Source organism: Streptomyces sp. NPDC045899 (assembly GCF_056431485.1).
In genome coordinates this window covers 246,499-272,433 of sequence record NZ_JBWKKP010000001.1, presented here as the reverse complement: position 1 = coordinate 272,433, position 25,935 = coordinate 246,499, and the positions used below count along the sequence as shown (strand labels likewise).

25 protein-coding genes and 1 pseudogene are annotated in these 25,935 nt (G+C 72.4%); 9 read left to right on the top strand and 17 right to left on the bottom strand.

Annotated elements, in window-relative coordinates; all coding sequences use genetic code 11:
* Nucleotides 1-9: 9 nt before the first annotated feature.
* The 3 genes from AC07FT_RS01225 to AC07FT_RS01215 form a co-directional block, all read right to left on the bottom strand.
* The gene (locus AC07FT_RS01225) at nucleotides 10-1,722 is read right to left on the bottom strand and encodes a VMAP-C domain-containing protein (RefSeq protein WP_479172982.1); all 1,713 of its coding nucleotides are present in this window, start codon (nucleotides 1,720-1,722) and stop codon (nucleotides 10-12) included.
* Between the two features lie 85 nt (nucleotides 1,723-1,807).
* Nucleotides 1,808-2,356, bottom strand: a complete 549-nt coding sequence (locus AC07FT_RS01220) for a toll/interleukin-1 receptor domain-containing protein (RefSeq protein WP_479172981.1) — start codon at nucleotides 2,354-2,356, stop codon at nucleotides 1,808-1,810.
* 80 nt (nucleotides 2,357-2,436) lie between these two features.
* Nucleotides 2,437-3,585 (bottom strand): DMT family transporter, encoded by a 1,149-nt coding sequence (locus tag AC07FT_RS01215; RefSeq protein WP_479172979.1) that lies wholly within the window; start codon nucleotides 3,583-3,585, stop codon nucleotides 2,437-2,439.
* 183 nt (nucleotides 3,586-3,768) lie between these two features.
* Between AC07FT_RS01215 and AC07FT_RS01210 the strand changes: the two genes are divergently transcribed.
* The gene (locus tag AC07FT_RS01210; protein WP_254745770.1) at nucleotides 3,769-4,380 is read left to right on the top strand and encodes a TetR/AcrR family transcriptional regulator; all 612 of its coding nucleotides are present in this window, start codon (nucleotides 3,769-3,771) and stop codon (nucleotides 4,378-4,380) included.
* 21 nt (nucleotides 4,381-4,401) lie between these two features.
* On the opposite strand, the gene AC07FT_RS01205 is transcribed toward AC07FT_RS01210, so the two are convergent.
* Nucleotides 4,402-5,277, bottom strand: a complete 876-nt coding sequence (locus tag AC07FT_RS01205) for a glycosyltransferase family 2 protein (RefSeq protein WP_479172977.1) — start codon at nucleotides 5,275-5,277, stop codon at nucleotides 4,402-4,404.
* 114 nt (nucleotides 5,278-5,391) lie between these two features.
* Nucleotides 5,392-6,033: a hypothetical protein gene (locus tag AC07FT_RS01200; RefSeq protein ID WP_479172976.1), complete on the bottom strand. Its 642-nt coding sequence runs from the start codon at nucleotides 6,031-6,033 to the stop codon at nucleotides 5,392-5,394.
* Between the two features lie 487 nt (nucleotides 6,034-6,520).
* Between AC07FT_RS01200 and AC07FT_RS01195 the strand changes: the two genes are divergently transcribed.
* The gene (locus AC07FT_RS01195; RefSeq protein ID WP_471195337.1) at nucleotides 6,521-8,143 is read left to right on the top strand and encodes an alkaline phosphatase D family protein; all 1,623 of its coding nucleotides are present in this window, start codon (nucleotides 6,521-6,523) and stop codon (nucleotides 8,141-8,143) included.
* 68 nt (nucleotides 8,144-8,211) lie between these two features.
* Complete coding sequence (locus AC07FT_RS01190; RefSeq protein ID WP_479172975.1) at nucleotides 8,212-9,336, top strand: serine hydrolase domain-containing protein; 1,125 nt, start codon at nucleotides 8,212-8,214, stop codon at nucleotides 9,334-9,336.
* A gap of 40 nt (nucleotides 9,337-9,376) precedes the next feature.
* Here the strand turns inward: AC07FT_RS01190 and AC07FT_RS01185 are convergent, their stop codons facing one another.
* Entirely contained in the window at nucleotides 9,377-10,384 is a 1,008-nt protein-coding gene (locus tag AC07FT_RS01185) for a small ribosomal subunit Rsm22 family protein (protein ID WP_479172973.1), read from the bottom strand.
* 91 nt (nucleotides 10,385-10,475) lie between these two features.
* On the opposite strand from AC07FT_RS01185, the gene AC07FT_RS01180 reads away from it, so the two are divergent.
* Nucleotides 10,476-11,093, top strand: a complete 618-nt coding sequence (locus AC07FT_RS01180) for a TetR/AcrR family transcriptional regulator (RefSeq protein ID WP_471195343.1) — start codon at nucleotides 10,476-10,478, stop codon at nucleotides 11,091-11,093.
* Here the strand turns inward: AC07FT_RS01180 and AC07FT_RS01175 are convergent.
* Complete coding sequence (locus tag AC07FT_RS01175; RefSeq protein ID WP_479172972.1) at nucleotides 11,080-12,015, bottom strand: glycerophosphodiester phosphodiesterase; 936 nt, start codon at nucleotides 12,013-12,015, stop codon at nucleotides 11,080-11,082. The two genes, AC07FT_RS01180 and AC07FT_RS01175, sit on opposite strands and share 14 nt — an antisense overlap.
* Before the next feature lie 169 nt (nucleotides 12,016-12,184).
* Here AC07FT_RS01175 and AC07FT_RS01170 point away from each other — a divergent pair, with 169 nt between their 5' ends.
* On the top strand, nucleotides 12,185-12,922 hold the full coding sequence (locus AC07FT_RS01170; protein ID WP_471195349.1) for a bifunctional DNA primase/polymerase: 738 nt from the start codon (nucleotides 12,185-12,187) through the stop codon (nucleotides 12,920-12,922).
* A gap of 199 nt (nucleotides 12,923-13,121) precedes the next feature.
* Here the strand turns inward: AC07FT_RS01170 and AC07FT_RS01165 are convergent, their stop codons facing one another.
* The 7 genes and pseudogenes from AC07FT_RS01165 to map form a co-directional block, all read right to left on the bottom strand.
* On the bottom strand, nucleotides 13,122-14,060 hold the full coding sequence (locus tag AC07FT_RS01165; protein ID WP_479173363.1) for an SCO2278 family lipoprotein: 939 nt from the start codon (nucleotides 14,058-14,060) through the stop codon (nucleotides 13,122-13,124).
* The gene (efeU, locus tag AC07FT_RS01160; protein WP_479172970.1) at nucleotides 13,978-14,949 is read right to left on the bottom strand and encodes an iron uptake transporter permease EfeU; all 972 of its coding nucleotides are present in this window, start codon (nucleotides 14,947-14,949) and stop codon (nucleotides 13,978-13,980) included. The genes AC07FT_RS01165 and efeU overlap by 83 nt, the downstream gene beginning before the upstream one ends.
* Nucleotides 14,950-14,977: 28 nt before the next feature.
* The gene (gene efeB / locus AC07FT_RS01155) at nucleotides 14,978-16,240 is read right to left on the bottom strand and encodes an iron uptake transporter deferrochelatase/peroxidase subunit (RefSeq protein ID WP_479172968.1); all 1,263 of its coding nucleotides are present in this window, start codon (nucleotides 16,238-16,240) and stop codon (nucleotides 14,978-14,980) included.
* Nucleotides 16,241-16,290: 50 nt separating this feature from the next.
* Nucleotides 16,291-17,424, bottom strand: a complete 1,134-nt coding sequence (efeO, locus tag AC07FT_RS01150) for an iron uptake system protein EfeO (RefSeq protein WP_479172967.1) — start codon at nucleotides 17,422-17,424, stop codon at nucleotides 16,291-16,293.
* A 127-nt stretch (nucleotides 17,425-17,551) separates the two neighbouring features.
* Nucleotides 17,552-17,917 (bottom strand): annotated as a pseudogene (locus AC07FT_RS01145) (hemin ABC transporter ATP-binding protein); the annotation flags it as partial.
* Nucleotides 17,918-18,009: 92 nt separating this feature from the next.
* Nucleotides 18,010-18,678 carry a biliverdin-producing heme oxygenase gene (locus AC07FT_RS01140; protein WP_479172965.1) on the bottom strand — a complete coding sequence of 223 codons (669 nt, stop codon included), beginning with the start codon at nucleotides 18,676-18,678 and terminating at the stop codon, nucleotides 18,010-18,012.
* A gap of 156 nt (nucleotides 18,679-18,834) precedes the next feature.
* On the bottom strand, nucleotides 18,835-19,692 hold the full coding sequence (gene map / locus AC07FT_RS01135; protein ID WP_471195373.1) for a type I methionyl aminopeptidase: 858 nt from the start codon (nucleotides 19,690-19,692) through the stop codon (nucleotides 18,835-18,837).
* A 91-nt stretch (nucleotides 19,693-19,783) separates the two neighbouring features.
* Here map and AC07FT_RS01130 point away from each other — a divergent pair, with 91 nt between their 5' ends.
* A complete protein-coding gene (locus AC07FT_RS01130; protein WP_254745799.1) occupies nucleotides 19,784-20,002 on the top strand; it encodes a hypothetical protein in 219 nt (72 codons plus the stop codon).
* A gap of 25 nt (nucleotides 20,003-20,027) precedes the next feature.
* Here the strand turns inward: AC07FT_RS01130 and AC07FT_RS01125 are convergent, their stop codons facing one another.
* The 3 genes from AC07FT_RS01125 to AC07FT_RS01115 all read right to left on the bottom strand — a co-directional run bounded on the left by AC07FT_RS01125 (nucleotide 20,028) and on the right by AC07FT_RS01115 (nucleotide 22,252).
* Complete coding sequence (locus tag AC07FT_RS01125; protein WP_479172963.1) at nucleotides 20,028-21,317, bottom strand: MFS transporter; 1,290 nt, start codon at nucleotides 21,315-21,317, stop codon at nucleotides 20,028-20,030.
* Between the two features lie 74 nt (nucleotides 21,318-21,391).
* A complete protein-coding gene (locus AC07FT_RS01120; protein ID WP_471195379.1) occupies nucleotides 21,392-21,997 on the bottom strand; it encodes a hypothetical protein in 606 nt (201 codons plus the stop codon).
* A gap of 54 nt (nucleotides 21,998-22,051) precedes the next feature.
* Nucleotides 22,052-22,252, bottom strand: coding sequence for a DUF5708 family protein (locus AC07FT_RS01115; protein WP_479172961.1), 201 nt, complete (start codon nucleotides 22,250-22,252; stop codon nucleotides 22,052-22,054).
* A 289-nt stretch (nucleotides 22,253-22,541) separates the two neighbouring features.
* On the opposite strand from AC07FT_RS01115, the gene AC07FT_RS01110 reads away from it, so the two are divergent.
* Genes AC07FT_RS01110 through AC07FT_RS01100 form a run of 3 tightly spaced genes read left to right on the top strand, consistent with a single transcriptional unit; the run spans nucleotide 22,542 to nucleotide 25,917 of the window.
* Nucleotides 22,542-23,666: a sialidase family protein gene (locus tag AC07FT_RS01110; RefSeq protein ID WP_479172960.1), complete on the top strand. Its 1,125-nt coding sequence runs from the start codon at nucleotides 22,542-22,544 to the stop codon at nucleotides 23,664-23,666.
* Nucleotides 23,663-25,000 (top strand): ABC transporter substrate-binding protein, encoded by a 1,338-nt coding sequence (locus AC07FT_RS01105; protein WP_479172959.1) that lies wholly within the window; start codon nucleotides 23,663-23,665, stop codon nucleotides 24,998-25,000. The genes AC07FT_RS01110 and AC07FT_RS01105 overlap by 4 nt, the downstream gene beginning before the upstream one ends.
* Nucleotides 24,997-25,917 (top strand): carbohydrate ABC transporter permease, encoded by a 921-nt coding sequence (locus AC07FT_RS01100; RefSeq protein WP_479172957.1) that lies wholly within the window; start codon nucleotides 24,997-24,999, stop codon nucleotides 25,915-25,917. Before AC07FT_RS01105 ends, AC07FT_RS01100 begins: the two co-directional genes overlap by 4 nt.
* Nucleotides 25,918-25,935 lie beyond the last annotated feature (18 nt).

The window sequence follows — 25,935 nt, the reverse complement described above, 5'->3', positions numbered from 1 at the left end:
AGATCCTCGTCACGCGGTCAGATGGGTGTCGGTCAGTGCCTGGGTGTCCAGGGCGTGGTCGGGGTCGTCCCACAGCAGGGCGATGTCCGAGCGGATGGCCGGATCCCCCTTCAGCCGTGCCTTCTTGACCAGGCGGGGCAGCTCGGTGACGTCGCCGACCGGCAGGACCTCGCGCAGTGCCACCGGCGGGGTGCTCCCGGCGGGTCCGTCCCGCAGCCACAGGATCACCGGTACACCCGCCTCCAGCGCGGCCCGCCGGCCCGGTCCGGCAGGGGTCGCGGACATCGCCACACACACCGGGTGGTGCTCCTCGCACCACTCGTACATCAGGTCCTCGGCGCGGGCCAGGTCCTCGCCGTCCAGCCACACCAGGGCGTTGCGGTGGTCACCGCCTTCCTGGGTCAGCCAGTTCCAGCGGTCCGACCACAGCGCCGCGACATCCCCGTGGCCCCGCGCGTCCGGACAGCGCAGCACCACCTCGTACCGCTTGCCCAGGCAGAGCTCCTGGGCGCCGGGCCGCAGCCGCCACTGGTCGAAGGCGGCGTCCAGCAGGGCGTCGGGGACGGCGAATTCGATGCGGTGCAGCCGTGGGGCCGCCCGCCGCGGTCCGCGCCGCTCCGGGGCCGGCAGCCGGCGCAGACAGTCCTCCAGCAGCAGCCGGGTGTCCTCGAGGGTCACCCGGCGCGGCCCGGAGGTCCCGTCCGCGGGCTCCAGCCGCCGCCAGCCCCCGGTGCGCAGCCAGACCTCCGCGTAGAAGAGACCGGCGTCCTGCGGGTCCTGGTCGAGCCGTACCGTGAGAACGGCCGTCGCCCGGACCGGTTCCGGCGGTGCGGGCAGCGGGGGCAGGCCGTGACCGGCCACCACCCGGCCCGTCCAGCAGGTCAGGTCCGCGGCCAGTTTGCGGTCCGCGGGGTCCTCGCCCGCCGCGAGCCCGGCCGCCAACGCGTGGACGAAGGCCACGGTCTTGGGCACCGAGCCCGGCCGGTGGTGCAACTCCCCGAGCGTCCGTGCCAGTCCGAACAGGTCCCGTCCGCCGTCGGGTGAGGGGGCCGCGGCGGCCTCGGGACTGCCCGGTGGGCCGAACGCCCACCGGTACGCCTCCTCGTGCCCGGGACAGCGCGACACGGGCAGCTCACCCAGGATCACTTCGAGCTCCAGCCACGCCTGACGGCCCAGGGCGCCGACGAGATCGTCGGCCGGGGCGCGCGGGGGCAGCGGGGGCGGGGGACCGACGGGCGGCGGGTCCTCCCACGGGGCGCCGTGCAGATAACGCAGCAGCGTCTCGCAGCCCGCCGGGTCGATCGTGTCGATGGGGTAGCGGGTCACCGCCCGCCCGGCCAGGAACTCCGGGAAGTCCTCCGTGCTGTCCCCGGACAGCACGATGAGCAGCACCCGTTCGTACCAGGTCCGGGGATTGTCCTCGACGTAACTCCGCAGATAACCGGCTTCGATCGGCACACCGGTGCCGTCCCTGGCGGGCCGCGCCTCCTCGACGAACCGCCGGTAGGCGGCGGAGGCGATCACCACCACGAACTGCGCGTCCCGGGACTCCTCGTGCCGCCAGCGGCCCCAGTCCCGCGGGCTCTCGGCGGCCGGGCCGTCCCAGCGCGCCTCGACCCCCGAGGCCCGGAGCACCCGGCACAACTCCCGCACCCGGTCGCGGTGATCCTGTCCGTCGGTCTCCTCGCAGGCGTAGGAGACGAACACCCTGGGGCGCGCCACCGGCTCCTCCGGCCGCGCCCCGCCCCCCGTTCCCGCCAACGCCGCACCGTCCTTTCCCGCCTCCAGCGTAATGACAGAACTGACGTCACGTCGGCTCTTGGGACGGCCGCGGAGGCAGGTGCGGCACCGGGCCGATGGCGGGGGGCCGTTCGTAGGGGAGGCCGTGCAGATAGCGCAGCAGTGTCTCCGCCCCGGCGGCGGTCAGCGGGTCGATCCGGTACGTGGTGACGGCGCCGCCGCCCAGGAAGGCGGGGAGGTCGCCGGCGCTGCCGCCGGGCAGGACCACGCGCAGGATGCGGCGGAACCAGCCGTGCGGGTCGCCGTGCACCTCGGCACGCAGCAGCGCCGCCTCCCAGGCCACCCCGAGTCCGGTGCCGGGCTCCTCCCGGACTTCGGCCCGGCGCTTGTACGCCGGGGAGGCGATGACGAGGACGTGGTCGGCCTCCTGACAGCGGTGCATCATCCATACGCCCCAGTCCTGCGGGGACTCGGCGGCCAGGAGGTCGAGCCGGGCGTCGACCCCCTGGGCGCACAGCAGCCGCCACAGGGTGCGCACCCGTTCGCGGTGGACGCCGCCGTCGTCCTCGTGCGCGTAGGAGATGAAGACCAGCGGTGGCCGCCCGTCGACCGTCATCCGTGCCCCCTCGGAAGTGATCGGTGACCGGATCGTACCGAGGGGGCGGCCGCGGGCGCGGGGTTTCAGCCCGTGGGGCTTCAGCCCGGGGTGAGGGCCAGCCCCTCGGCGCCCGGTTCGTCGGGGAGCGCGGCAGCGGTCTCCGGCAGGGCGGGGAGGATGGCGGCGAGGGGGGCGAGGATGCCCGGGGCCGGGACGCCGGAGAGCAGTACCGGGTAGGTGGCGTCGCGGTGGCGGGACGCCCGCGCGGCCACCGGGTCCGGGCGGGTGGCCGGAACCATCACCGGGACCATCACCGGCACCGTCGCGGCGACCGGCGGCAGGGCAGCCGCCCCGGCCGGACGCGGCGCGGCATCGGCCGGGCGCGGCGCGGCGGTGGCCGGGGCCGGTTCGGTCGGCTGCTGGGTGCGGGAGAGCAGGACCACACCGTGGGCCGCCGCCGCGGCGCCCGCGAGGGCGAGGACGGTACCGGCCGGGCCGCCGTGGAGGCGTTCGCCGAGCAGAGCGATCCCGATGGCCGCGGCGGCCACCGGGTTGGCGAGGGTCAGGGTGGCCAGCGGGGCGCCGAGGCCGCCGCCCGCGTACGCGCTCTGGGAGAGCAGCAGACCGCTCACCGCGAACGCCGCGACCAGGACGGCCACCGCCAGGACCGGCCAGGACAGCACGGCGGTCCCGGTGCGGGCGGTGAGCGCGACCGTGAGGGTCTGGGTGAGCGCCGAGGCGACGCCGGAGGCGACACCGGACGCGGCGGCGAACCGCAGGCCCCGGCCGCGCGCCTCCCGGCCGGACCGGGTGAGCAGGGCGATCAGGACCAGTACGACCGCCGCCACCGACAGGGACTCGGACAGCGCGAGCGTGTCGTCCGGCGCGGCGCCACCGGTGACCGGCAGCAGGGCGCCGAGGCCCAGGAGGGCGAGCGCGGTGCCGCGCCACTCGGTCCGCAGCACCCGTCGGCCCGCGAGCCGTGCGCCCAGCGGCACGGCCGCGACCAGGGTGAGCGCGCCCAGCGGCTGGACGAGGGTGAGCGGTCCGTACTTCAACGCCGCGACGTGCAGCAACGCACCGGTCACGGTCAGCCCGACCGCTCCCCACCAGGCGCCGCACAGCAGCAGCCCGGCGATTCCGGCCCGGCGGTCCCGGCCCGCGAGCCGCTCCTGGGCGACGGCGGCGGTCGCGTAGGCCACGGCGGAGGCGAGCGCGAGTACGACGGCTATCAGCGTGGGGTCCATCCGCCGCTCCTCCCGGCCGCCCGGCCTCCATGGCCCGGGTTCCTATCGGTACACGACTGTACCGAAACGAGAGTGTACCGGTTCACGGGTGTATCGGTACAGGGCTGTATCGGTACGTCGATGTCTCGGTACACTGCGGAGCAGGGGCAGCCGGGAGACCCGGGGAATCCGAGGAGGACACTCATGCCGTCGGAGACCACGGCGACGCCGCAGCGCCGTTCGAAGATCACTCCCGAGCGGGAGCAGGAGTTCTACACGGCGGTGCTCGATCTGCTCCAGGAGGGCGGATACGAGGCGCTCACCATCGAGGGCGTCGCGGCCCGCACCCGCTCCAGCCGTTCCACGCTCTACCGCCAGTGGAACTCCAAACCGCAGCTGGTCGTCGCCGCGCTGCGGTCCGGCAACCGGCGGCTCGCCCTGGAGGGCATCGACACCGGCTCCCTGGAGGGCGATCTGCGCGCGGTCGCCGAGGTCGCCGGATCCGTGTGCGGCGCGGACACCAAGCTGATGTACGCGGTCGGCCACGCCGCGCTGCACGACCCCGAGCTGCTGGAGGCGCTGCGGTCGGCGCTGATCGAGCACGAGGTGGCGGCGATCCGGGCGATGGTCCGCAGGGGAGTGGAGCGCGGGGAGGTCGACGGGGAGAACGCGGCGACCGAGTTCGTCCCGACCCAGCTGATCGGCGCGATGCGGGTGCGCCCGCTGCTGGAGGGGCGGCAGGCCGATACCCCCTACCTCACCCGCTTCCTGGAGTCCTCGGTCTTCCCCGCCCTGGGGATCGGTGTGCGGGCCTGACCGCCCGCCCCCGCGGGACCGTCAGATCACCGGCGGACGGCCCAGCCGGGTCATCCGCCACACCGTGCGCCAGCGCATCGGGCGCCGGGTGCCGCACGGGGTGCGGACCCCCTCCGCGAACCCGCCCGCCCATGCCCGCAGCCCGTCCAGGGCGCGGGTGCGCGCCAGGGTGAGCAGCGTCCAGCTCCCCAGGTAGAGCGGGACCAGCGGCAGCGGCAGATGGCGGCGGGCCAGCCAGACCCGGTTGCGCGCGGTCATCCGGTAGTAGACCGCGTGCCGGGCGGGGGAGGTCCTGGGGTGCTGGAGCAGCAGCTCGGGCACGTACCGCACGGACCAGCCGTCGTCCAGCGCCCGCCAGGCGAGGTCGGTCTCCTCGTGGGTGAAGAAGAACGCGTCCGGCCAGCCGCCGATCCGCTCCAGCATCGGCATCGACAGGGCGTGGCCACCGCCGAGGAAGGTGGTCACCTCACCGCCGCGCATCGGGTCCGAGGCGCGCAGCCGGGGGACGTGCCGACGCTGGGTCTCCCCGTGCTCGTCGGCGATGCGGAAGCTCACGATGCCCAGCCGGGGATCGGCCGCGTACAGATCGCGCACCGTACGGAACACCCCGGGGTCGACCAGCAGTCCGTCGTCATCGAGGTCGATCACCACATCGACGTCACCGAACTCCCGCAGCCGCCGCAGCGCCACGTTGCGCCCGCCGGAGACACCCAGGTTCTCGTCCAGTTCGACGGCGGTCACATGTGCGGGGAGCTCCGGGAGCGGGGAGCCGTTGCCGACGACCACGACGCGGGTCGCCGGTACGTCCTGCCGGTCCACCGACTCCAGGAGCGCCGCCACCTCGCGGGGCCGGTTGCCCATGGTCAGGATGGCGACACCCAGGCGGGGTTCGGGCACGGCGGGACTCCAGGGCTCGGCGACGATTCCCGCGATCGTAGCCGTTCACCGAAGTGGCCACTTCCGTACAGCCGATGTTCATCGAGCGACGCGCGAAGGGCGGAGCCGGCGGCTTCAGCCGTCGAGGGCGGTCATCGCCTGCTTGGCGGCGCCGACCGCGCCCTCGCGGATCACCGTGGCGGAGGGTGCCCCGCGGTCGCCGAAGTCGCTGCCGTTGTACGTCACCGTGACCGTGGCGTTGGCCATCCGGACGGTGACCACGGCCTCGCGCACCTTCTGGCCGTCCTCGGTGGTGAGCTCCTGGCCGATCCACGCCTGCTTGCCGAGGCCGGAGAGCGGTTCGGCGCCCTCCGGACCCCGCGCCCCGCCGCCGGAGCCGCCCGTGACGTCGAAGGCGATGTCCAGCCAGCGGTAGTCGTAGTCGTCGAGGGCGTGCCAGGAGCAGCCGGTGCGGCGCGAGACATCGCTGGTCCGCAGCTCGTTCCCGGCCGTCAGGGCACCGGGTACCAGCTTCTTCACCATCGCCGCGGGGACGGCCGCGCACGGTTTGGCGGGCGCGGCCGGATAGCGGCGCTGCTCGACGGCGGCACCGGGGGCGGAGGCCGTGGCCGTGGCCGTGGCCGAGGGCTTCGGCGAGGCCCCGGCCTGCTGGGGCCGCGCGTCCGAGTCACCCGGGGCGGTCATGGCCACGCCCGCGGCGGCGAGCACGGCCACGGGCACCAGACGGGCGGCCAGGGTGAGCGGCAGAGAACGCATGGCGTCTCTTTTCGGTCGGATGGCGAAGTGAAAAGGGAGGCGCGAGCGGGGTGATGGGGCCAGTGGGGACGGTGGGAAGACCATGCCATACACAGCCGCCGTGGAACACCCCGGGCCGGAAGGAGATGGTCGCTGGACTAAAGGGGTGAATTTACATCTTCTTCACATTATCTACTCAAATCCCTGGATATCTACGACGGGTGACGATCCATCGCCCCTCCCTCGCGACCGGCTTACGGCCTTCCGCCCGTCCCCTGCGTCGCTTTCCGCGCATCCCGCACCGTTCGCCCCGTCTCCACCGTCATCTCCTGCTCCGGCTCATCGTTCTGATGAAACGTCAGCCGGTGGCGACGGCGGCGGATTGCGTCAAACGCCCCTTCCGGCAACGGTCCTCATCCGGTGGCCATGTACATGTTGTGTGCGGGCAAACACCCCGCCGCTCCCCGACACTCCAATTCCTCTGACGCCACGAGCCAGGGGAGAGCACATGGCACACGACTCGCACCAGCGGGCGATACGAGCCGCGGCAGCACTGCTGGGCCGCCGCCGCTTCCTCACCGCAACCGGTGCCGCCGCCGCACTCGCGTTCACCACCAACCTGCCCAGCGCCCAGGCCGCGCAGGTGTCCTCGCACTCGCTCACCGACGACCCCTTCACCCTCGGCGTGGCCTCCGGCGATGCCCTGCCGGACGCCGTCGTGCTGTGGACCAGACTGGCGCCCCGCCCCTATGAGCCGGGCAACGGACTGCCCGAGCACGGCACCCTCACGGTCCATTACGAGATCGCCCGCGACGAGCACTTCAAGCGGATCGCCCGGCGCGGCACGGCCGTCGCGCACGCCGAGTTCAACTACACCCTGCACGTGGACGCCAAGGGTCTCGAACCCGACCGCGTCTACTGGTACCGCTTCCGCGCCGGCAAGTGGACCAGCCCGGTCGGCCGCACCCGCACCACTCCCTCCGCCGGGGCCCGGATCCGTGAGATGCGGTTCGGTCTGGCCTCCTGCCAGGCGTACCACGACGGCTACTTCACCGCCCTCGGCCACCTCGCCGACGAGGACCTCGACGCCGTCTTCCACGTCGGCGACTACCACTACGAGTACGCCGTCAACGCCTCCGGCGGCGCCCGCAACTACACCGACCGCCGCCTGCCCGCGGTCTTCAACACCGAGACCGTCACCCTCGAGGACTACCGGCTGCGCTACGCGCTCTACAAGACCGACGAGGACCTCCAGGCCGCCCACGCCGCCTTCCCCTGGTACGTCACCTGGGACGACCACGAGACCGAGAACAACTACGCCGACGACGTGGACGAGAACGACAGCCCGTCGGAGGAGTTCCTGGTCCGCCGGGCCGCCGCGTACCGCGCGTACTGGGAGAACATGCCGCTGCGCATGCCGCAGCAGCCCGATGGCCCCGATATGCGGCTCTACCGCCGTTTCCACTACGGCAGGCTCGCCCAGTTCGACATCCTCGACACCCGCCAGTACCGCTCCAACCAGGCGTACGGAGACGGCTGGCAGTACCCCGGGCCCGACTCCGCGGACCCGGCCCGCACCCTCACCGGCGGGGCCCAGGAACGCTGGCTGCTCGACGGCTTCCGCCGCTCCCGGGCCACCTGGAACGTCCTTCCGCAGCAGGTCACCTTCTCCCAGCGGAAGAACACCACCGCCGCACGCTCCAAGCTCTCCATGGACTCCTGGGACGGCTACCCGGCCTCCCGCGACCGGATCCTCGCCGGTGTCGAGCAGGCGGGGGTGGAGAACCTCGTCGTCCTCACCGGTGACGTCCATGTCCACTACGCCTTCGACATCAAGGAGGACTTCGACAAGCCCGACTCCCGCACCGTGGGCGTGGAGTTCGTGGGCACCTCCCTCACCAGCGGGAAGGACGGCGCGGACAAGCCGGACAACTGGTCCACCTACATGGCGGCCAACCCGCATATGAAGTTCTACAACGGCCGGCGCGGCTATGTGACGGTCACGCTGGACGAGCGGCAGGCCCGAGCCGACTACAAGACGGTCGCCAAGGTCACCACCCCGGGCGCGCCGCTCACCACGGCGGCGTCGTTCGTCACCGAGGCCGGGAACCCCGGTCTGCACTCCGTCTGACGCCCCCGCGAACGCGCTGACGGTACGCGTCCGGCCCCGCCCCGGGCCGGACGCGTACCCTGCCGTCCGTGGCGACCAGCAGCGAGGCGGACCTCGACCCCGGACGTGACCGCGCACTGTCCCGGCTGGTCCGGGACGTGGCGGCGCTCCCCGAGGGGGAGCACCCGTGGTGCGCCGGGGTGGTCGTGGCCGCCGGGACCGGATCGGATCCGGAGCCGCTGGTCCTCGAGGCGTCCGGCTGGGCGGTGCGCCACGCGGCCCATGACCGGGAGCTGCCGCGCGAGCGGTGGGAGCCGGTGCGCACCGACACCGTCTTCGACCTCGCCTCGCTCACCAAACTGTTCACCACGATCCTGGCGGTGCGGGCGGTCGAACGCGGACGGATCGAGCTGGACGCGCCCGTCGCCGCGTACGCCCCGCGGTTCACCGCCGCCGAGCACGGCATCACGGTGCGGCAGCTGCTCACCCACACCTCGGGCCTGGTCCCCGAGCTCCCCCTGTACGAGTGCGGCTCCGACGAGGAGCGGCGGGCCCGGCTGGCCGCCGAGCCCCCGGCCACCCCGCCCGGCACCGCGCGCCGCTACTCCGACCTCAACTTCCTGCTGCTCCAGGCGGTGCTGGAGGGGGCCGCGGACGAACCCCTGGACCGGCTGGTCCACGACACCGTCACCGCTCCCCTCGGTATGACCTCCACCCGCTTCCGCCCGCCCGCCTCCTGGCTGCCGCGGATCGCCGCGACCGAGGACCAGCGGCGCCCCTGGGGCAAACTGGACCGGGGCATGGTGCGGGGCACGGTCCACGACGAGAACGCCTACGCGCTGGGCGGGGTCGCTGGCCACGCCGGACTCTTCGCCACCGCCGATGACCTCGCCGCGCTGTGCCGCGCCCTGCTGCGCGGCGGCGGCCCGCTGCTCTCCCCGGCGTCGGTGGAGCTGATGCTGACCGCGCCGGGTCTGGGCTTCGAGATCGACCAGCCGTGGTTCATGGGGGAGTTGGCGGGCCGGGGCGCGGCGGGCCACACCGGGTTCACCGGCACCAGTCTGGTCCTGGACCCCGCCACCGACTCCTATCTGATCCTGCTGGCCAACACCGTCCACCCCCGCCGCCGCCCCGCCGACAACCGCCCGAGGGCGGCCGCGGCGACGGCCCTGGCGCGAGCCGTGCGGGATGACGGGGAGGGGGACGGCCGGTGACCTGGCCCGTGCCGGTGACCTGGCCCCGGCCGGGGGGCCGTCAGTCCTCGGCGGGCGGCCAGCTGTCGCCCCACACGGTGTCGCGGGCCGCGCGGTAGAGGGGGCCGTGGCGCTTGGTGACGGTCCGGCGGGTAAGCCCCTCGTCCGCGGTGCACAGGTCCAGCAGCACCTGGCCCTTGCGGATCTGCGGATGGCGGGTCACCCGCGACGGGGCCGGCGCGGCGGGGAAGCGGACCGCGGCCACATAGCTGAACTTCTCGTCCTCGTACGGCAGTGAGCCGCCCTTGACCTGGCGGTGCAGGGAGGAGCGGCTGACCCGGGCGGCGAAGTGGCACCAGTCGGCGCCGGGTTCGATGGGGCAGGCCGAGCCGTGCGGGCAGGGGGCGACCAGGGTCAGCCCCGCGGTGGTGAACCGGTCGCGGGCCTCACGGACGCGGGCGAAGCCGTCGGGGGTGCCCGGTTCGACCAGCACCACGGCCCGCGCGGTGCGCGCGGCCTCGTCGACGACGGCGTGCCGGTCGGCCTCGGTCAGTTCGCCGAGCACATACGAGACGGTGACGAGGTCCGTCGGGTCGGGGAGGGCGAGGCCGTCGCCGATGGCCCGTCGCTGCCACCGGGCGCCGCGCAGGGCCTCGGAGTCCGCCTGGCCGGCCAGTTCACGGCCGAGGGCGAGGGCGGGCTCGGCCCAGTCCAGCACGGTGGTGGTGTGGCCGCCGTCCGGCCAGGCGGCGGCGACCGCCCAGCTCGCCGCGCCGGTGCCGCCGCCGATGTCGATATGCGAGGCCGGGGTCCAGTCGGGGACCCGGGCGCGGAACGCGGCGAGGGCGGCGCGGACCGCCTCGAAGGTCGCGGGCATCCGGTAGGCGGCGTACGCGGCGACATCGGAGCGGTCGCGCAGCACGGGCGCGTCGGTGGGGGTGCGGCCCCGGTAGTTGGCGATCAGCCGCTCGACCGCCCGCGCCGCCTGGCGGGGCGGCAGTCCGTCGAGGAGCCCGGCGAGCGCGGTGCGCAGCGTCTCGTCGGCGGGGGCGGGGTGAGGGGCGTGCATTGGGCGGATTCTACCGGCCGGAAGGGCCCGGCCGAGTGCGAGACGATACGTATCGGTTCGATTCACCCGAGTCCTTCGATAGATTGGCGCCATGGCCGACAAAGCAGCCCCTGACGCCACCCGCCGCAGCCAGCGCTCGCACCGCGCGATCCTCGACGCCGCCATCGAACTCGTCGGCGAGGTGGGCTATCCCAAGCTCACCATCGAGGCCATCGCCGCCCGCGCCGGGGTCGGCAAACAGACCATCTACCGCTGGTGGCCCTCGAAGGCCGCGGTGCTGCTCGACGCCTTCGTGGCGCTCGGCGAGCGGGCCGCCCGGGAGGCGGGCGGCGAGGACACATACGAGATCCCCGACACCGGGGACCTGGAGGCGGATCTGAAGGCGGTGGTGCGGGCGACGGTGGACGAGCTGAACGCGCCCGGCTACGACGCCCCGTCGCGCGCCCTGGCCGCCGAGAGCGTGATCAATGCCGAGTTGGGCGCCGAGTTCGTCCGCCGGGCGCTGGAGCCGCAGCTCCAGCTCTATGTGACCCGGCTGCGGGCCGCGCAGGACGCCGGGCAGGTGGATCCCGCGGTCGATCCGCGGATCGCCCTGGAGCTGATCGTCGGGCCGCTGGCCCACCGCTGGCTGCTGCGCACCCTGCCGCTGACCCATGAGTACGGCGACGCCGTGGTCGAGATGGCCCTGCGCGGGATCACCGTGCGCTAGGCGCCGGTCCGCCCGGTGCCGCGCGCCCGGCCGTCCATCCGGCGGAGGCCCGGATCGGCGGCGGAGGGGTGCCCAGCCGCTGCGGCGCGTCGGTGATGATGCCGTCGCAGCCCAGCCGCAGCATCCGGTCCCGCTGGCCGGGGGTGTTCACGGTGTGCGCCCAGACCCGGCGGATGCCCGAGGCGACGGCGCGCCGTACATCGGCGTCGCGCGCCTTGTAGTCCACGTCCAGCAGTTCGACGAAGCCGCGCCAGTCGCGCGGCCGGTCGGTGGTCATCTGGCGGGCGGACCGCCACAGCTGGGTCCGTACGCCCAGGCCATGGGCCTGCCGGGCCACCTCGGGACGGTTGGTGTTGACGAAGACCGAGCGGACCAGCCCCCGCTCGCGGATCATCCGGGCCAGCCGCGGCAGGCTCTCCGGGTCCTTGGCCTCGACCATCAGCGTGGTCCGGCCGCCGAAGCGGTCCAGCGCCTCGGCGACGGTGGGCGGCCGCTCGGGCCGCCAGCTGCCGGGGAGGGCGGGGTCGGGGCGCAGCCGTACGGACTGCCAGTCGGCGGCGGTGAGGTTCTTCACGGGGCCGGTGTGGTCCGTCGTACGGTCCAGCGTCGCGTCGTGGATCACCACCAGCGTGCCGTCCCCCAGCATGCGGGTGTCGAAGTCCAGGACCTGCGCGTGCCGCCGGGCGAAGGCGGCGGTCAGCCCGGACATGCTGTTCTCGGGTTCTTCGAGGGCGCCGCCGCGGTGGGCGGTGTAGACGACCGCCCGGGAGGGCCGGGCCGGACGTATCGCCTCCGGGAGCGGGACGCTGGTCAGTGGGGCGGGGCGGCGCGCTGAGGGCCGCGTGGCGGGATGGGCCGCGAGGGCCACCGGTATCGACAGGGTGAGAACCGCCATACCGGTCACAAAGCGCCTGGTGATCATAGACGGAACGCTAAGGGCGAGACATCCGTTATGCCCTGATATCAGCACCCGGACGTGGGTCCCTCCCGTACCCCGGATGCGGACACCGGCCCCCTCGGGAGCAGGATGGTGGCAGCATTGATCGGGTACCGGCCGTACCGCCGGTACCGGCGGTGAAGCGAGGCGGTAGATGGAACGCAAGGGCAGGTTCTCCCAGTGGCTGCGTCGGCCGAGGAGCGGATCGGGCGGCGATACCGGCACGGGAGCGGGCGCCGGGGGCGTCCGCGAGGACCTGCTCATGGCCGCCGCCGCCGCGGGATTCCCGCTCGCGACGGCCGCCCATCCGTCCGGCTACGGCTGTTCCTGTGACCGCATCGGCTGTCCCACCCCGGCCCGCCACCCCGTCTCCTTCGCCTGGCAGACCCAGGCCAGCACCGACCCGGACAAGGTCGCCGGATGGCTGCGCGCCGATCCGCAGGCCAACTTCATCACCGCCACCGGCATCGTCCACGATGTGCTCGACGTCCCCGCGGACGCCGGACGGCAGGCCATGGAGGTGCTCGGCGAGGCCGGGATCGAGATCGGACCCGTCGCCACCAGCAGCGCCGATCTCCAGCAGGGCCGGATGCTGTTCTTCACGGCCACCCGCGGCACCCCGGACGACGAGGACGAGTGGTGGCCGTGCGAGCTGGACTGCCACCCCGAGACCATGGACGAGCACCCCGGGCTGCGCTGGCACTGCCGCGGCAGCTACGTCCTGGTACCGCCCGCGCGGCTGCCGGGGGACGGCCATGTGGGCTGGCTGCTCGGGCCGGAGCGGCCGCTGCCCGATCCGCTGTCGCTGCTGGAGACGCTGACCGACGCCTGCGCCCGGTTCGTCGGTGAGAACCACGACCACGACCACGCCGCCTGGCCGATGGGCCGGTAGGCCCTGTCCTGCCGGTCTTCGTGGGCCCGCGACGCCTGGCACCGCGCCTCGCCGCGTTGTCGGGCTCATCCGGGTACGCCCCGTACGAGGACGACCATCCGCCGTGCGATGCCCGGCACCGGACGCCGCGGCCTGATCCACGAAGATCCGAACGACACGACCTGGCGGGCGGGAGGAACACGGGCGCGCGGCCGGCGCGTCACTCGCCCTTGGCCGCCGTCACACCCTCCAGCCGGTTGAGGAACACCACCTTGGGGTCCGCGGCGTCCTTCGCCGGGACCCGTACCGCGGCCTCCGAGATCCGGGTCAGCGTCACCGCCTTCTTCGCCTCACCCGTCATCAGCGCCTTGATCTGCGCGTCGGGGTTGGGCCGGAACCCCTTGGCCATCGTCTGCTTCTGACGGTGGTGGGAGCTGAAGAACACCAGTGCCCCGCCGTCCTGGGTGCGCAGCCCCACCGGGGCGTAACGGCCGCCCTGCGCCGGGGTGTCGATGTACTCGGTCCAGAACTTCGGCGTGCGCAGGAACTTCTTCCGCGTGGCCCGCATCGAGGACGTCGCCTGGCCGTCGGCGAAGGTGTCGCCCTTGCCCGTCATCAGGTAGCCGGTGTACTCGGCGCTCAACCGGTCCGGCCGGACCGCCAGTTCCCGCGCCGGGCCCCGGACCGCCACCGGCCGCGCCCAGCCGTCCTTGTCGGTCGCCAGGTCCGGTACCTCGTCCTGGCTGAGGATGGACAGGTACGCCGCCTTCCACGGCTCGTCCGCACCCGCCCGGGTGAACACGAACAGCCAGCGGTTGTCGTCCCGGTTGCTGTCGGTGTCCGCCACGAAGAACTTGGGCCAGCCCACCTGCTTCGGGATCCGGTAACGGGCCCCGGTCAGCTCCAGCGAGCGGAACCCGGGGTTCCCCTCCGGCTTGTTGGCGTGCTGGGCCTTCAGGTCCGCGGTGGTCATGGCCTCGAGCGGACCCGTCTCGACCTGACCGGCCAGCGACGGGTCCAGCTCGCGGTACGCCTTGTTGTAGGTGTCGGTGAACCGCTTGAGCGCCTCGGGCGCCTCAGCCCTGTCCACCGACGGGATGTTCTCCCGCTCGCCGTGCACCGTCATGCACCCGGTCAGCGCCGTCCCCAGCGCCAGCACCACCGCGGCCGTCCGAACCGCCTTCCGCCGACGGGGTGGCCTGGGTGTCATGGGGCTCCTGCTCCTTCGGGGCGCGTACGGACGGCGACACCCTACCGGGGGAGAAGAAGAACGCCAGCGTGGGGACCAGATACAGCAGCCACACCGTGACCTGGACCCAGGTCGGGTCCGGCTGGAAGTTGAACACGCCCTTGAGCAGGGTGCCGTACCAGGAGTCCGGCGGGACGGTCTCACTGATGTCGAACGCCCGGTCGGCCAGGCCGGGGACGAACTCGGCCTCCTGGAGGTCGTGGAAGCCGTACGCCAGCACCCCGGCGGCCACCACGATCAGCATCCCGCCGGTCCAGGTGAAGAACTTCGCCAGGTTGATCCGCAGCGCGCCCCGGTAGAACAGCCAGCCCAGTACCACCGCGGTCAACAGCCCCAGCACCGCGCCGAGCAGCGGATCCGTGGCACCGCTGTTGCCCGCCCGGACCGCGGTCCAGATGAACAGCGCGGTCTCCAGACCTTCCCGGCCCACCGCCAGGAACGCGGTGACCACCAGCGCACCGGTGCCCATCGCCAGCGCGGCGTCCAGCTTGCCGTGCAGTTCGGCCTTCAGATGGCGGGCGGTGCGCCGCATCCAGAAGACCATCCAGGTCACCAGGGCGACCGCGATGATGGACAGCGAACCGCCCAGCGCCTCCTGCGCCTCGAAGGTCAGCTCCTGCGAACCGAACTCCAGCGCCGCGCCGAAGGACAGGCTGAGCGCCACCGCGGCGCCGATCCCCAGCCAGACCGGCCGCAGCGCGTCCCGCCGCCCGGTCTTGACCAGATAGGCCACCAGGATGCACACGACCAGACTGGCTTCGAGCCCTTCGCGCAGACCGATCAGATAGTTGCCGAACACGGGGTTCGCCTTCCTCTCGCAGAGTCCCTCAGGAGAACAGCGCCCGGCCCCACCAGTCGTCCTTGTCGCGGACGCCCGGCGGAACGGCGAACAGCGCCGAACCCACGTGCTGGATGTACTCGTTGAGCGCGTCCGTCCGCGCCAGGTTGCGCTGCACCGGTACGAACCCGTCGCGCACATCGTGCTGGTAGGCGAGGAAGAACAGTCCGGCGTCCAGCCGTCCCAGACCGTCGGTGCCGTCGGTGAAGGAGTAGCCGCGGCGCAGCAGCCGTGCCCCGCCGTTGGAGTCCGGATGGGCCAGCCGGACATGGGCGTCGGGCAGCATCGCCTTGAGGTTGGGCTCGTCCCGTTCGCGCTGCTTGCCGTAGGGCGCGCCCTCGCCCTTGTCCCGGCCGAAGATGTCCTCCTGCTCCTTGAGCGAGGTACGGTCCCAGGTCTCGATGTGCATCCGGATGCGCCGGGCCACCAGGTAGGAGCCGCCCACCAGCCAGTCGGGGCCCGCCTTCTCGCCGACCCACACATGCTTCTTCAGCGCCGCGTCGTCGGTGCCCGGGATGTTCCGGGTGCCGTCCTTGAAGCCCATCATGTTGCGCGGGGTCTGGGCCTCGGGCGTGGTCGAGGACGTCTTGCCGAAGCCCAGCTGGGACCAGCGGATGGCGACCGTGCCCATGCCGATCCGGGCGAGGTTGCGGATGGCGTGCACCGCCACCTGCGGATCGTCGGCACACGCCTGGACGCACAGATCGCCGTCGCTGCGGGCCGCGTCGAGATTGTCCCCGGGGAAGGCGGGCAGGTCGATCAGCGCCTCGGGGCGGCGCCCGGCGAGACCGAACCGGTCCTTGCCCTTCTTGTCCTCGAACAGCCCCGGTCCGAAGCCGATGGTGAGGGTGAGCCGGGACGCCTTGAGGCCGAGCGCCTCACCGGTGTCGTCCGGCGGGGCCTCCGCCAGGTCGCTGACCGCGCCGCCGCCGACGGAGTGGCCCTGGGTCATCCGGGCGGCGGCCTTCGTCCACTCCTTGAGCATCGCGATCAGCGCGTCACGGTCGTCGGTGGTGACGTCGAAGGCCGCGAAGTGCAGCCGGTCCTGGACCGCGGTGGCGATACCCGCCTGGTGCGCGCCGTAGAAGGGCACCGCGGCCCCGCTGTCCGCCACCGTACGGGTGGTGTCCCCGTCACCGCCGCCCAGGGCGACCGCCGTACCCCCGGCGGCCGCGGCGCCGAGCGCGAGCCCGGCGCCTCCCCAGCCGATCAGGGCGCGGCGTGAGGGGCTTGTCACGGCCTCGTCGGTCATGTCCGGCTTCTCCCTGCTGCGTTGGCGTTCCGTGGACGGGTCCGGCGGCGTCACTTGACGACGACGGCGGCGGCGAGCTGCGACAGCGGCTCGGCCAGTGCGTTGACCGCGTCGGAGAGCTTCTTGCGGTCCGCCTTGGAGACGGTGTCGTAGGAGACGAAGCCATCGCCCTCGCGGTAGCCGTCCAGCAGCTTGTCGACCGCCTTGAACTGCTTGTCCAGCTCCTTGGTCAGGGCGGGCTTGCGCTGCGAGGCGACCGGGCGCAGCAGGGTGTACGAGGTCTCGGCGCCCTCGACGTTGGCCTTGAAGTCCACCAGGTCGGTGTGGCTGTAGCGCTCCTCCTCACCGGTGACCTTGCCGGTCTGCACCTCGTCCAGCAGCTCCTTGGCGCCGTTGGCCATACCGGTGGGGGTGATCTCGGCGGTGCCGACCCGCTTCTGCCAGTCCTTGAGGTCCTTCACCAGCTGGTCGGCGAGGTCCTTGTCGGCCGCGGTGATCTTCTTGTCCTGCCACAGGGACTTCTCGAGCCGGTGCCAGCCGGTCCACTTCTGGCCCTTCTCCAGACCGTCCTCGCGCACATCGACCTTGGGGTCGATATCACCGAAGGACTCGGCGACCGGCTCGGTGCGCTCCCAGCCGATACGGGAGGGGGCGTACGCCTTCTTGGCGGCCTTGAGGTCGCCCTTCTTGATCGCGTCGGTGAACTTCTCGACCGCGGGCAGCGTCTCGTCGGCCTGGGTCTGCGCATAGGTGCGGTACGCGGCGACGGCCTTGTCCAGCTTGGGGTCGCGCTTGGCGACCTTGCCCTTGCCGGTGGCGGACACCTTCTGGCGGATGCCGTGGCCCTTCATCCCGGGCTTGCAGGCGATCTCGTAGCTGCCGGCCTTGACCTCGGCGTTGATCGTGGTCTTGGTGTGCGGGCCGATGTTCTCCCGCTCGGTGACGATCCGGTCGCCGGGGGCGTACACATAGACCTCGGTGACCTTGGAACCCTTGTTCTCCACGGCCAGCTTCACATGCCCGGCGGGGAAGGAGGTCTTCGAGACCTCGCACTTGTCGTCGGAGGCGGTCACCTGGACGGCGTCGGAGTCCTTGGCGTCGGACTTCTCGGCGCAGCCGGCGACGGCGGTGATCGTCGTCAGCGCCGATATCGCGGCGACAACGGAGGTGCGAGCGGCTCGCATACAGGGGCTCCAGGCAGGCTCAGGGGTGGAACGGGCGGTCGGACACAACGGCACGGAACCGATAAGGCTGCCCTAACTTAACTGAGGCTTGCCTGTACAGTTCCTATGGATTCCCATGATCTGGTCTTCACCGGGTAAAGTTTTCGCCATGTGGTGCGTCGCGCCGCGGCAGTACCCGCAGCTCCGTGGTGCGGGGGTGCGGAAGCACCTCCACCGGCTTCCGGTAGACCCGGGAGAGCAGTTCCGCGTCGAAGACCCGCTCCGGCGGCCCCTCCGCCACCACCCGTCCCTCGTGCAGCACCGCCGTCCGGTCCGCGTACGCCGCGGCCAGCCCCAGATCGTGCAGCACCACCACCACCGCGTCACCGGCCGCCGCCCGCTCCCGGCCCAGCCGCAGCACCAGCTCCTGGTGGCGCGCCGCGGCGATGGTGGCGGTCGGTGCCGCGGCCGTCTTCGCGGCGGCCCGCCGCCGCACCGACTCGACCACGTCCACCACGTCCTGACACGGCCGCCGCGACGGCCGGTATCAGCCGCCCGCGCTCACCGGACCCTCCGCCGGTGGGCGCGGGCTTCTGGCACCGTCCCTCACGCGCTGAGCGGGAACTCCTGCCCCAACTCCCGGAAGACCGCCGTGTTCAGCGCGAAGGCCCGCCGGCACTCCTCGACCACGCGCTGCTTCTCCAGATCGTCCACCGGCAGCGCGTCCAGCAGCGTGCGGTACTCGCGCTTGAACGCGGCCGGGTTGCCGATCTCCTCGAAGACGTAGAACCGCACTCCGTCGCCCTTCCGCGCGAAGCCCCATATCTTCTCCGCCGTACCGCGGATGATCTGCCCGCCGGAGAGATCGCCGAGATAGCGGGTGTAGTGATGGGCGACATAGCCCGCGGACCACTCCCGCACGCACCACGCCACCCGCTCCGCGTACGCCCGGGTGGCGGGCAGCGGGACGAGCCCGGCCCGCCAGTCCGGCCCGCCGAGGTGGCGCAGATCGCGCTCCAGCGCCTCGGTGCGGATCAGCTCGGGCCGGATGAACGGACCCGCCACCGGATCCGCCGCCAGGGCCCCGGCGGCGGACTCCAGGGCGCGGTAGACGAACCAGAGCTGCTCGGTGTAGCGCCGGTAGGCCGCCATGCCGAGGCGGCCCCCGAGCAGGTCGCTCATGAACGTCGAGTTCTCGGCCTCGGTGTGCGCCGCGTGCGAGGCGGTGCGGATGAGCGTCGAGAACGGGGTCGGGGCGGCGGGTGCGGCGTCCACGGTGGACCTCCGGGTACCGTACGAGTAGGTTAGGCTTACCTAAGCCGCTCGGCTCGCCTACGTCAATGATTTCCCGACAGGCTGTCGGTAAACCCTCCCCGTACCGGTCAGGGCCCCGCTTCCACCGTCCGCTGTCCGCTTCCGGCGGCCCCGGGGCTACGGCAGGGTGAGGATCTCCGCGCCCGTCTCCGTCACCACCAGGGTGTGCTCGAACTGCGCCGTCCGCTTCCGGTCCTTGGTGACCACGGTCCAGCCGTCGTCCCACATGTCGTACTCATGGGTGCCCAGCGTCAGCATCGGCTCGATGGTGAAGGTCATCCCCGGCTTGATCTCGGTCGTGTGGTGCGGGCTGTCGTAGTGCGGCACGATCAGGCCCGAGTGGAACGAGGTGTTGATGCCGTGGCCGGTGAAGTCACGGACCACGCCGTAGTCGAACCGCTTGGCGTACGACTCGATGACCCGGCCGATGATGTTGATCCGGCGGCCCGGCTTGACCGCCTTGATCGCGCGGTTGAGGGACTCCCGCGTCCGCTCGACCAGCAGCCGCGACTCCTCGTCCACCTCACCGCACAGATAGGTGGCGTTGTTGTCCCCGTGCACCCCGCCGATGTAGGCGGTGACGTCGAGGTTCACGATGTCGCCGTCGCGCAGCACGGTGCTGTCCGGGATGCCGTGGCAGATGACCTCGTTGAGCGAGGAGCACAGCGACTTGGGGAAGCCGCGGTAGCCCAGCGTCGAGGGGTAGGCGCCGTGGTCGCACATGTACTCGTGCGCCACCCGGTCCAGCTCGTCCGTGGTGACACCGGGCTCGATCAGCTTGGCGGCCTCCGCCATGGCGCGGGCGGCGATCCGTCCCGCGATCCGCATCTTCTCGATCGTCTCGGCGTCCTGGACCTCGGGCCCGCTGTACGGCGTCGGGCTCTCCTTCCCGACGTACTCCGGACGCCGGATCGAGGTGGGAACGGGGCGGGTGGGGGAAAGCGTCCCCGGGACAAGAAGCGACTGGCCAGACATATCAGCGAGTGTATCGGCGGCGCATCGGGCAGCATGGCCGCAAGGGCAACGCCGCGGTGCGCGACGGCGCACGCGGAGGACGGAGAGCGGGATGGCGCTGTTCAAGAAGAAGGCCGAGGGCAAGCCGGGCGAGTGGTACTACTGCCTCAAGCACGGCACGGTCGAGGAGGGCCCGGAGTGCCGCGCCGCCGACCGCATGGGGCCGTACGCCAGCCGCGAGGAGGCCGGGCACGCGATGGAGACCGCGCGCGAGCGGAACGAGGAGTGGCAGAACGACCCCCGCTGGCAGAACGAGCCGCGGGAGGACTGACCCCCGGCCCGCCCCCGTACCCGGATCAGGCCGGGGCGGGGGCCGCCTCGCGGACCTCGCGCGCATGCTCGTCGGTGCGGACGTCGTAGGTCATCAGCCGGGGCAGGGTCAGCGCCAGCAGGCCCACGGAGACCACGCACGCCACTCCGCCCGACCACACCGCCGCCCGCACCCCGGTGAGCCCGGCGACGGTACCCGCCCGGACCTGGCCCAGCTGCGGCCCGGTCGCGTAGGACAGCAGCTCGATACCGGCCAGCCGGCCCCGCAGCCGGTTGGGGATGGTCTGGTTCCAGATCGTGGCGCGGAACAGTCCGCTGATCATGTCGCCGCCGCCCGCCACCGCGAGGCAGAGCAGCACCAGCCAGACGTTGTCCAGCCAGCCCGCCGCGGCCATCGCCAGCCCCCATACCGCGGCGCCCAGCGCCACCATCCGGCCGTGCCGGTGGATCCGGGAGGTCCAGCCGCTGGTCAGGGTGACCACCATCGAGCCGACCGACCCCGCCGCGTACATCAACCCCAGGGCCCAGGGCGCGTCCAGGTCATCGGCGAGGAAGGGGAAGATCGCGTTCGGGAAGGCGAAGAACATGGCGACCATGTCCACCGCGTAGGTGCCCAGCAGCTCCTTGCGCCCCCAGGCGTAGCGGGCGCCCTCGGCGATAGCGCGCAGTGACGGCGGCTCGGCGTCATGGGCGGGCGGCGCCGGGGACAGTCCGACGGCGAGCAGTACGGAGACGGCGAAGGTCAGCAGGTCCAGGCCGTAGGCGAGGGGCACTCCGGCATAGGCCACGACCACACCGGCGAGCGAGGGACCCGCGATGGCCGACAGCTGCCAGCGCATCGAGTTGAGCGCGGCGGCGGCCGTGAGCTGCTCATGCGGCACGATCCGGGCGGTGACCGCGTCGATGGCCGGGCGCTGGATGCCGACGAGCGCGCTGGTCAGCGCGGCGACCACATACAGCGGCCAGACCATGGGGTCCGGCAGCAGGCTGTTGACCAGCAGGACGGCGGCGAGCACACCGAGCCCGGCCTCGGTGAGCAGGATCAGCTTCCGGCGGTCCAGGGCGTCCGCGAGCGCTCCGCCGTAGAGCCCGAAGACGATCAGCGGCACCAGCTCGACCGCGCCGATGGCACCGACCGCGAAGGCCGAACCGGTCAGCTCCTTGATCTGGAGGGGCAGCGCCACCAGCGACAGGAAGCTGCCGAAAGCGGTCACCAGCCCGGCGGTCCACATCAGGCGGAAGTCACGGGAGGAGCGCCAGGGCGCGAGGTCGGGGAGGAGGGCGCGCTTGCGCGCTCGGGCGTCTGTGGGGGTCACAACGGTTCATCGTGCGGTGCGCTCCGCCCGCCGGGCAACTCGATAAGACCGCGGCGTCAGCGGGCCCCCCGGACTCACCAGCGGGGCGGCGGCGGGGCCGTCAGCCGTTCGGCCAGCCGCGCCAGCCGGTCGCCGAAGCGGCGGCGGCCCGGCCGGGCGGGGAGGCTGTTCTCCCCGGCCGCCGCGCTCACCAGGTGCTGCACCGTGTCGAGGTCGAGCCCGGCGTCCCCGGGCACGGCCAGCGCGTCATGGGCCAGGGTGTGCAGCTCGCTGTCGCCGCCGTCGAGGGCGAGTACGGTCGCGCCGCCCCGGCGTGCGTCGTTCACCCGCTCCAGCAGGCCCGCCCCGGGGTCCCCCGGGGTGACGACCAGCAGCGTCTCACCGCGTCCGGCGCCCTCCAGCCGTCCGAGCCCCACGGACAGATGGGCCGGGACCGGGCCGTCCGGCACCCGGTGGCGGACCAGGGTGGGGGACAGCTCGGGCAGCCCGGACCAGGCGGCCTCGTCATCGAGGTGCGCGGCCAGATGCCAGGGCTCGTACTCCTCGCTGCCGACCAGCAGCAGCCCGCCCTCCCGCGGTCCCACCGAGGCGCGCAGCGATCCGGCGAAGCGGCGGGTGGTCTGCAACCACTCGGTCCCGGCGAGCACTTCGCGCAGCAGCGCGACCCGTACGGCGTCCATGGCAACCGCATCCTGCCGGGGCGAGCGGTGCGGCAGCGGCGGTTCGCGGCAGTGTCACCCCTTCGAGCGGCGGCTTCCGTTCAGCCCCAGATAACCGGCGTAGAGCAGCTGGACGACACCGAGGCAGGCCACCACCATCGCGGTCTTGAACTCATTGACGAAGGGGATGTCGAGCTCCCCGTCCAGCAGCCACAGGACCGCTCCACCGGCGAGGGTGAGCGCGCCTTCGAGGAAGTTCTTGGGGGCCGGTGCCATGGTGGGGATCCTTACGCGTGGTGGGGGACGGAACGGAGTTCACGCTATGGCCGCGCCACCGCCCGCTCCTCGGCCCCGCGGAGGAGATCATTTCGGTCCGCCGTCCGTCGTCGGGAGGACCCCGGCTCCTCCCGGCCGCTTGAGGCCCGGCCCCGCCATCGCCAACTGTTCATGTGCCGTCTCTTGACGGTGTGTTGGACAAACCCTAAGGTCACCGCACACAAGGGACGTCCTACGTCCCATATTTCCGGCTCGGTACTCGATTGCGACGGGGCATCGGGAGGGTCTGATGGCGAACGGCGCGGCGGTCCGCCCGTACGAGATGTCCGTCCCCTACCGGGCGGGGGCCGGGGGATACGCGAGCTACCGGATCCCGGCGGTGGTGCTGACCCGCGCCGGGACGGTCCTCGCCTTCGCCGAGGGACGGGTGGGCTCCTCCGCCGACCACGGGGACATCGACCTGGTGGTCAGAGGGTCCGCCGACGGCGGGCGCACCTGGGGCGCGTTACGGGTCGTCACCCGCAACGGCGGCGGTACGGCGGGCAATCCGGCCCCCGTGGTCCTCACCGGCGGCGCCCATGACGGCCGGATCCTCCTGGTGCAGGTGCACAGCGCCGCGTCCGCCACCGAGGACCGGATCCGGCGCGGTGAGGTCTCCGCCGCCGACGGACGGCGGGTGTGGGTCGTCCACAGCGATGACGACGGCGCCACCTGGAGTGCGCCGCGTGAGATCACCCAGCAGACCAAACGGCCCGGATGGCGCTGGTACGCCACCACTCCCGGCCACGCACTCCAGCTGCGCCACGGCCCCCACGCGGGCCGGATCGTGGTCCCGGCCAACCACTCGACTCCACCGACCGTCCCCGGCGACGACGGGACCGAGGGCCGCTACAACGGCGGACACGCGCTGCTCAGCGATGACGGGGGCGCGACCTGGCGGATCGGCTATGTGGACGACAACCCCGACGGCTATGTCAACGTCAACGAGACGACCGCCGCCGAACTGCCGGACGGCACCCTCTACGTCAACACCCGTACCGAGGCGAACGCCCCCGGCACCCGGGCCGACGCCCGTTCGCTGGACGGCGGCGCCACGCTGACCGCCCCCTTCCGCCCGCAGGCCGGGCTGGTCACCCCCGTCGTGGAGGGCTGTGTACTGCACCCGGGCACCCCGGACGTGCTGCTGTACTCCGGCCCGGCCGACCCCGGGCACCGGGCGCTGATGACGCTGCGGGCCAGCCGGGACGGCGGGGTCACCTGGCGGCCGGTGCACACCGTGGACGGGCTGCCCGCCGCCTATTCGGATCTGGTCCGGCTCGATGAGCACACGGTCGGACTGCTCTACGAGACCGGCGACTTCAGCGCCTACTCGACCATCACGTTCCGGCGCATTCCGATGGAGGAGCTGGTATGAGCGCACCAGACGTACAGGGGCCGGGGGCACCGCGCCGCGCCGTCCTCGGCGGAGCGGCCGCCATGGCCGCCGGGTTCGCCCTGACGGGTTGCGGTTCGGACGACGACGGCGAGCCCGAGGGCCGTGAGAAGGGCGAGAAGATCACCCTCACCTTCTGGTCCTGGGTGCCGGGCATCGACAAGCCCGTCGCCCTGTGGAACCGCCGCCATCCCGAGGTGCGGGTCGAGGTCGAGAAGGTCTCGGCGGTCGACGGCGCGCAGTACGCGAAGATGCACGCCGCCATCAAGGCGGGCAATCCGCCGGACCTCGGCCAGATCGAGTACCCGGTCGTCCCCAGCTTCCTCGTCGACAACGGGCTCCTCGACCTCACCCGCTACGGGGTGGCCGCCCACAAGGACCGGTTCATCGGCTGGCAGTGGCAGCAGTCCGTCTTCGGCAAGGCCGTCTACGCCGTACCCCAGGCGTCCGGCCCGATGGGGCTGTTCCTGCGCCGGGACCTCTTCGACAAGTGGGCCATCGAACCCCCCGCCACCTGGGACGACTACGCCGAAGCCGCCGAGGCGGTCCGCCGGAGGGGCGCCTGGATCGAGACCTTCTCGGCCACCAACGGCAACCGCTTCGCCGGACTCGCCTGGCAGGCCGGGGCGCGCTGGTTCCGCACCGAGGGCGACACCTGGATCGTCTCCCTCGACGACGAACCCACCCGGAAGGTCGCCGACTACTGGGACGACCTGGTCCGGCAGAAGCTGATCAAGACCATTCCGGACCGGCAGAACGCCTGGTACAAGGACATCCAGACCGGGGCCATGGCCTCCTGGCTCGGCGCCAGCTGGGGGGACGCGCTGCTCGTCGGCAACGCGCCCCGGACCGCCGGGAAGTGGCGGGTGGCGCCCATGCCGCAGTGGGAGAAGGGCGGCCACGCCCACGCCAACTGGGGCGGCTCCACCACCGCCGTCTTCGCCGGGACCAGGTACCCGAAGGACGCGCTGGAGTTCGCGATCTGGCTCAACACCGACCCGGACTCCATCGCGCTGCTGATCGAGAACGGCTACGGCACCCCCGGCGCCAGGAAGGGCTACGCCACCTCCGACCTCGATGTGCACAAGGACTTCTTCGGCGGTCAGACCTACAGCCGGGTCTTCGCGGAGGCGAGCCGGGGCGTGGACACCAGCTGGCGTTGGGGACCGGCCACCGACACCCTCTACCAGCGGCTGGGCGACGCCTTCACCGCCGCCGTCGGCAGCGGCGGCAGCTTCCGTTCCGCCCTGGCCAAGGTGCAGGGCGAGACGGTCCGGGACCTTGCGGAAAAGGGCCTGAAGGCGGAGGCCGGGTGAAACGGCCCAGCCGGACGGAGATCCGCGGTGCGCGGGCGGCGGCCGGATTCCTGCTGCCGTTCCTCGCGCTGTTCCTCCTCTGCTTCATCGCACCCATCGGCTACGCGCTCTACGAGAGCGTGCTGAAGGTCGAGCGCACCGGCCCGCTGGGCCTCGGCGGAGAGACCCGTGAGGTGTGGGCGGGCTTCTCCAACTACGCCCACGCGCTGGAGGACGACCGGTTCACCACCGGATTCGGCCGGGTGCTGCTCTTCGGGGCGGTGCAGATCCCGCTGATGATCGCCTTCGCCACCGCGCTCGCCCTGCTGCTGGAGGCGGCGTCGGCGCGCTGGGCCGGGTTCTTCCGGACCGCGTTCTTCCTGCCCTACGGCGTCCCCGGGGTGATCGCGTCCATCCTGTGGGGCTTCCTCTACGTCCCCGGGATCAGCCCACTGGTGGAACTGGCCGACGCGGCGGGCTGGGAGGTGGACTTCCTGGGCCGCTCCGCCGTGCTGTGGTCCATCGCCAACATCGTCACCTGGCAGTTCACCGGCTACAACATGCTGGTGCTGATCGCCCAGCTCAAGGCCGTCCCGGGGGAGCTGTACGAGGCGGCGCGGATCGACGGGGCGAGCGCCTGGCAGGTGGCCCGGCACATCAAACTGCCGCTGATCCGGCCCGCCTTGGTGCTCACCACCGTCTTCAGCCTGATCGGCACCCTCCAGCTCTTCGCCGAGCCCAAGGTGCTCAAACCGCTCAGCAACTCCATCGACTCCGGCTACACCCCCAATCTCGCCGCCTACAACGAGGCGTTCACCAGCAACAACCAGCACATCGCGGCGGCGGAGGCGGTGCTGCTCGCGCTGGTGGCGTGTGTGCTGTCCTTCGGCTTCCTCCGGCTGGTGGGACAGCGCGGAAGGGACGGTGAGGACAGGTGACCACCGGGCTCACCGAGG

Bases quoted from the DNA above. Each gene is read 5' to 3' on its own strand.
- AC07FT_RS01180 (WP_471195343.1), top strand. From the start codon at position 10,476: ATGGCCGACAAAGCAGCCCCTGACGCCACCCGCCGCAGCCAGCGCTCG.
- AC07FT_RS01105 (WP_479172959.1), top strand. From the start codon at position 23,663: ATGAGCGCACCAGACGTACAGGGGCCGGGGGCACCGCGCCGCGCCGTC.
- AC07FT_RS01215 (WP_479172979.1), bottom strand. From the start codon at position 3,585: ATGGACCCCACGCTGATAGCCGTCGTACTCGCGCTCGCCTCCGCCGTG.
- AC07FT_RS01210 (WP_254745770.1), top strand. From the start codon at position 3,769: ATGCCGTCGGAGACCACGGCGACGCCGCAGCGCCGTTCGAAGATCACT.
- AC07FT_RS01115 (WP_479172961.1), bottom strand. From the start codon at position 22,252: ATGGCACCGGCCCCCAAGAACTTCCTCGAAGGCGCGCTCACCCTCGCC.
- AC07FT_RS01110 (WP_479172960.1), top strand. From the start codon at position 22,542: ATGGCGAACGGCGCGGCGGTCCGCCCGTACGAGATGTCCGTCCCCTAC.
- AC07FT_RS01185 (WP_479172973.1), bottom strand. From the start codon at position 10,384: ATGCACGCCCCTCACCCCGCCCCCGCCGACGAGACGCTGCGCACCGCG.
- AC07FT_RS01195 (WP_471195337.1), top strand. From the start codon at position 6,521: ATGGCACACGACTCGCACCAGCGGGCGATACGAGCCGCGGCAGCACTG.
- AC07FT_RS01130 (WP_254745799.1), top strand. From the start codon at position 19,784: ATGGCGCTGTTCAAGAAGAAGGCCGAGGGCAAGCCGGGCGAGTGGTAC.
- map (WP_471195373.1), bottom strand. From the start codon at position 19,692: ATGTCTGGCCAGTCGCTTCTTGTCCCGGGGACGCTTTCCCCCACCCGC.
- AC07FT_RS01175 (WP_479172972.1), bottom strand. From the start codon at position 12,015: ATGATCACCAGGCGCTTTGTGACCGGTATGGCGGTTCTCACCCTGTCG.
- efeB (WP_479172968.1), bottom strand. From the start codon at position 16,240: ATGACCGACGAGGCCGTGACAAGCCCCTCACGCCGCGCCCTGATCGGC.
- AC07FT_RS01200 (WP_479172976.1), bottom strand. From the start codon at position 6,033: ATGCGTTCTCTGCCGCTCACCCTGGCCGCCCGTCTGGTGCCCGTGGCC.
- AC07FT_RS01220 (WP_479172981.1), bottom strand. From the start codon at position 2,356: ATGACGGTCGACGGGCGGCCACCGCTGGTCTTCATCTCCTACGCGCAC.
- AC07FT_RS01120 (WP_471195379.1), bottom strand. From the start codon at position 21,997: ATGGACGCCGTACGGGTCGCGCTGCTGCGCGAAGTGCTCGCCGGGACC.
- AC07FT_RS01170 (WP_471195349.1), top strand. From the start codon at position 12,185: ATGGAACGCAAGGGCAGGTTCTCCCAGTGGCTGCGTCGGCCGAGGAGC.
- efeO (WP_479172967.1), bottom strand. From the start codon at position 17,424: ATGCGAGCCGCTCGCACCTCCGTTGTCGCCGCGATATCGGCGCTGACG.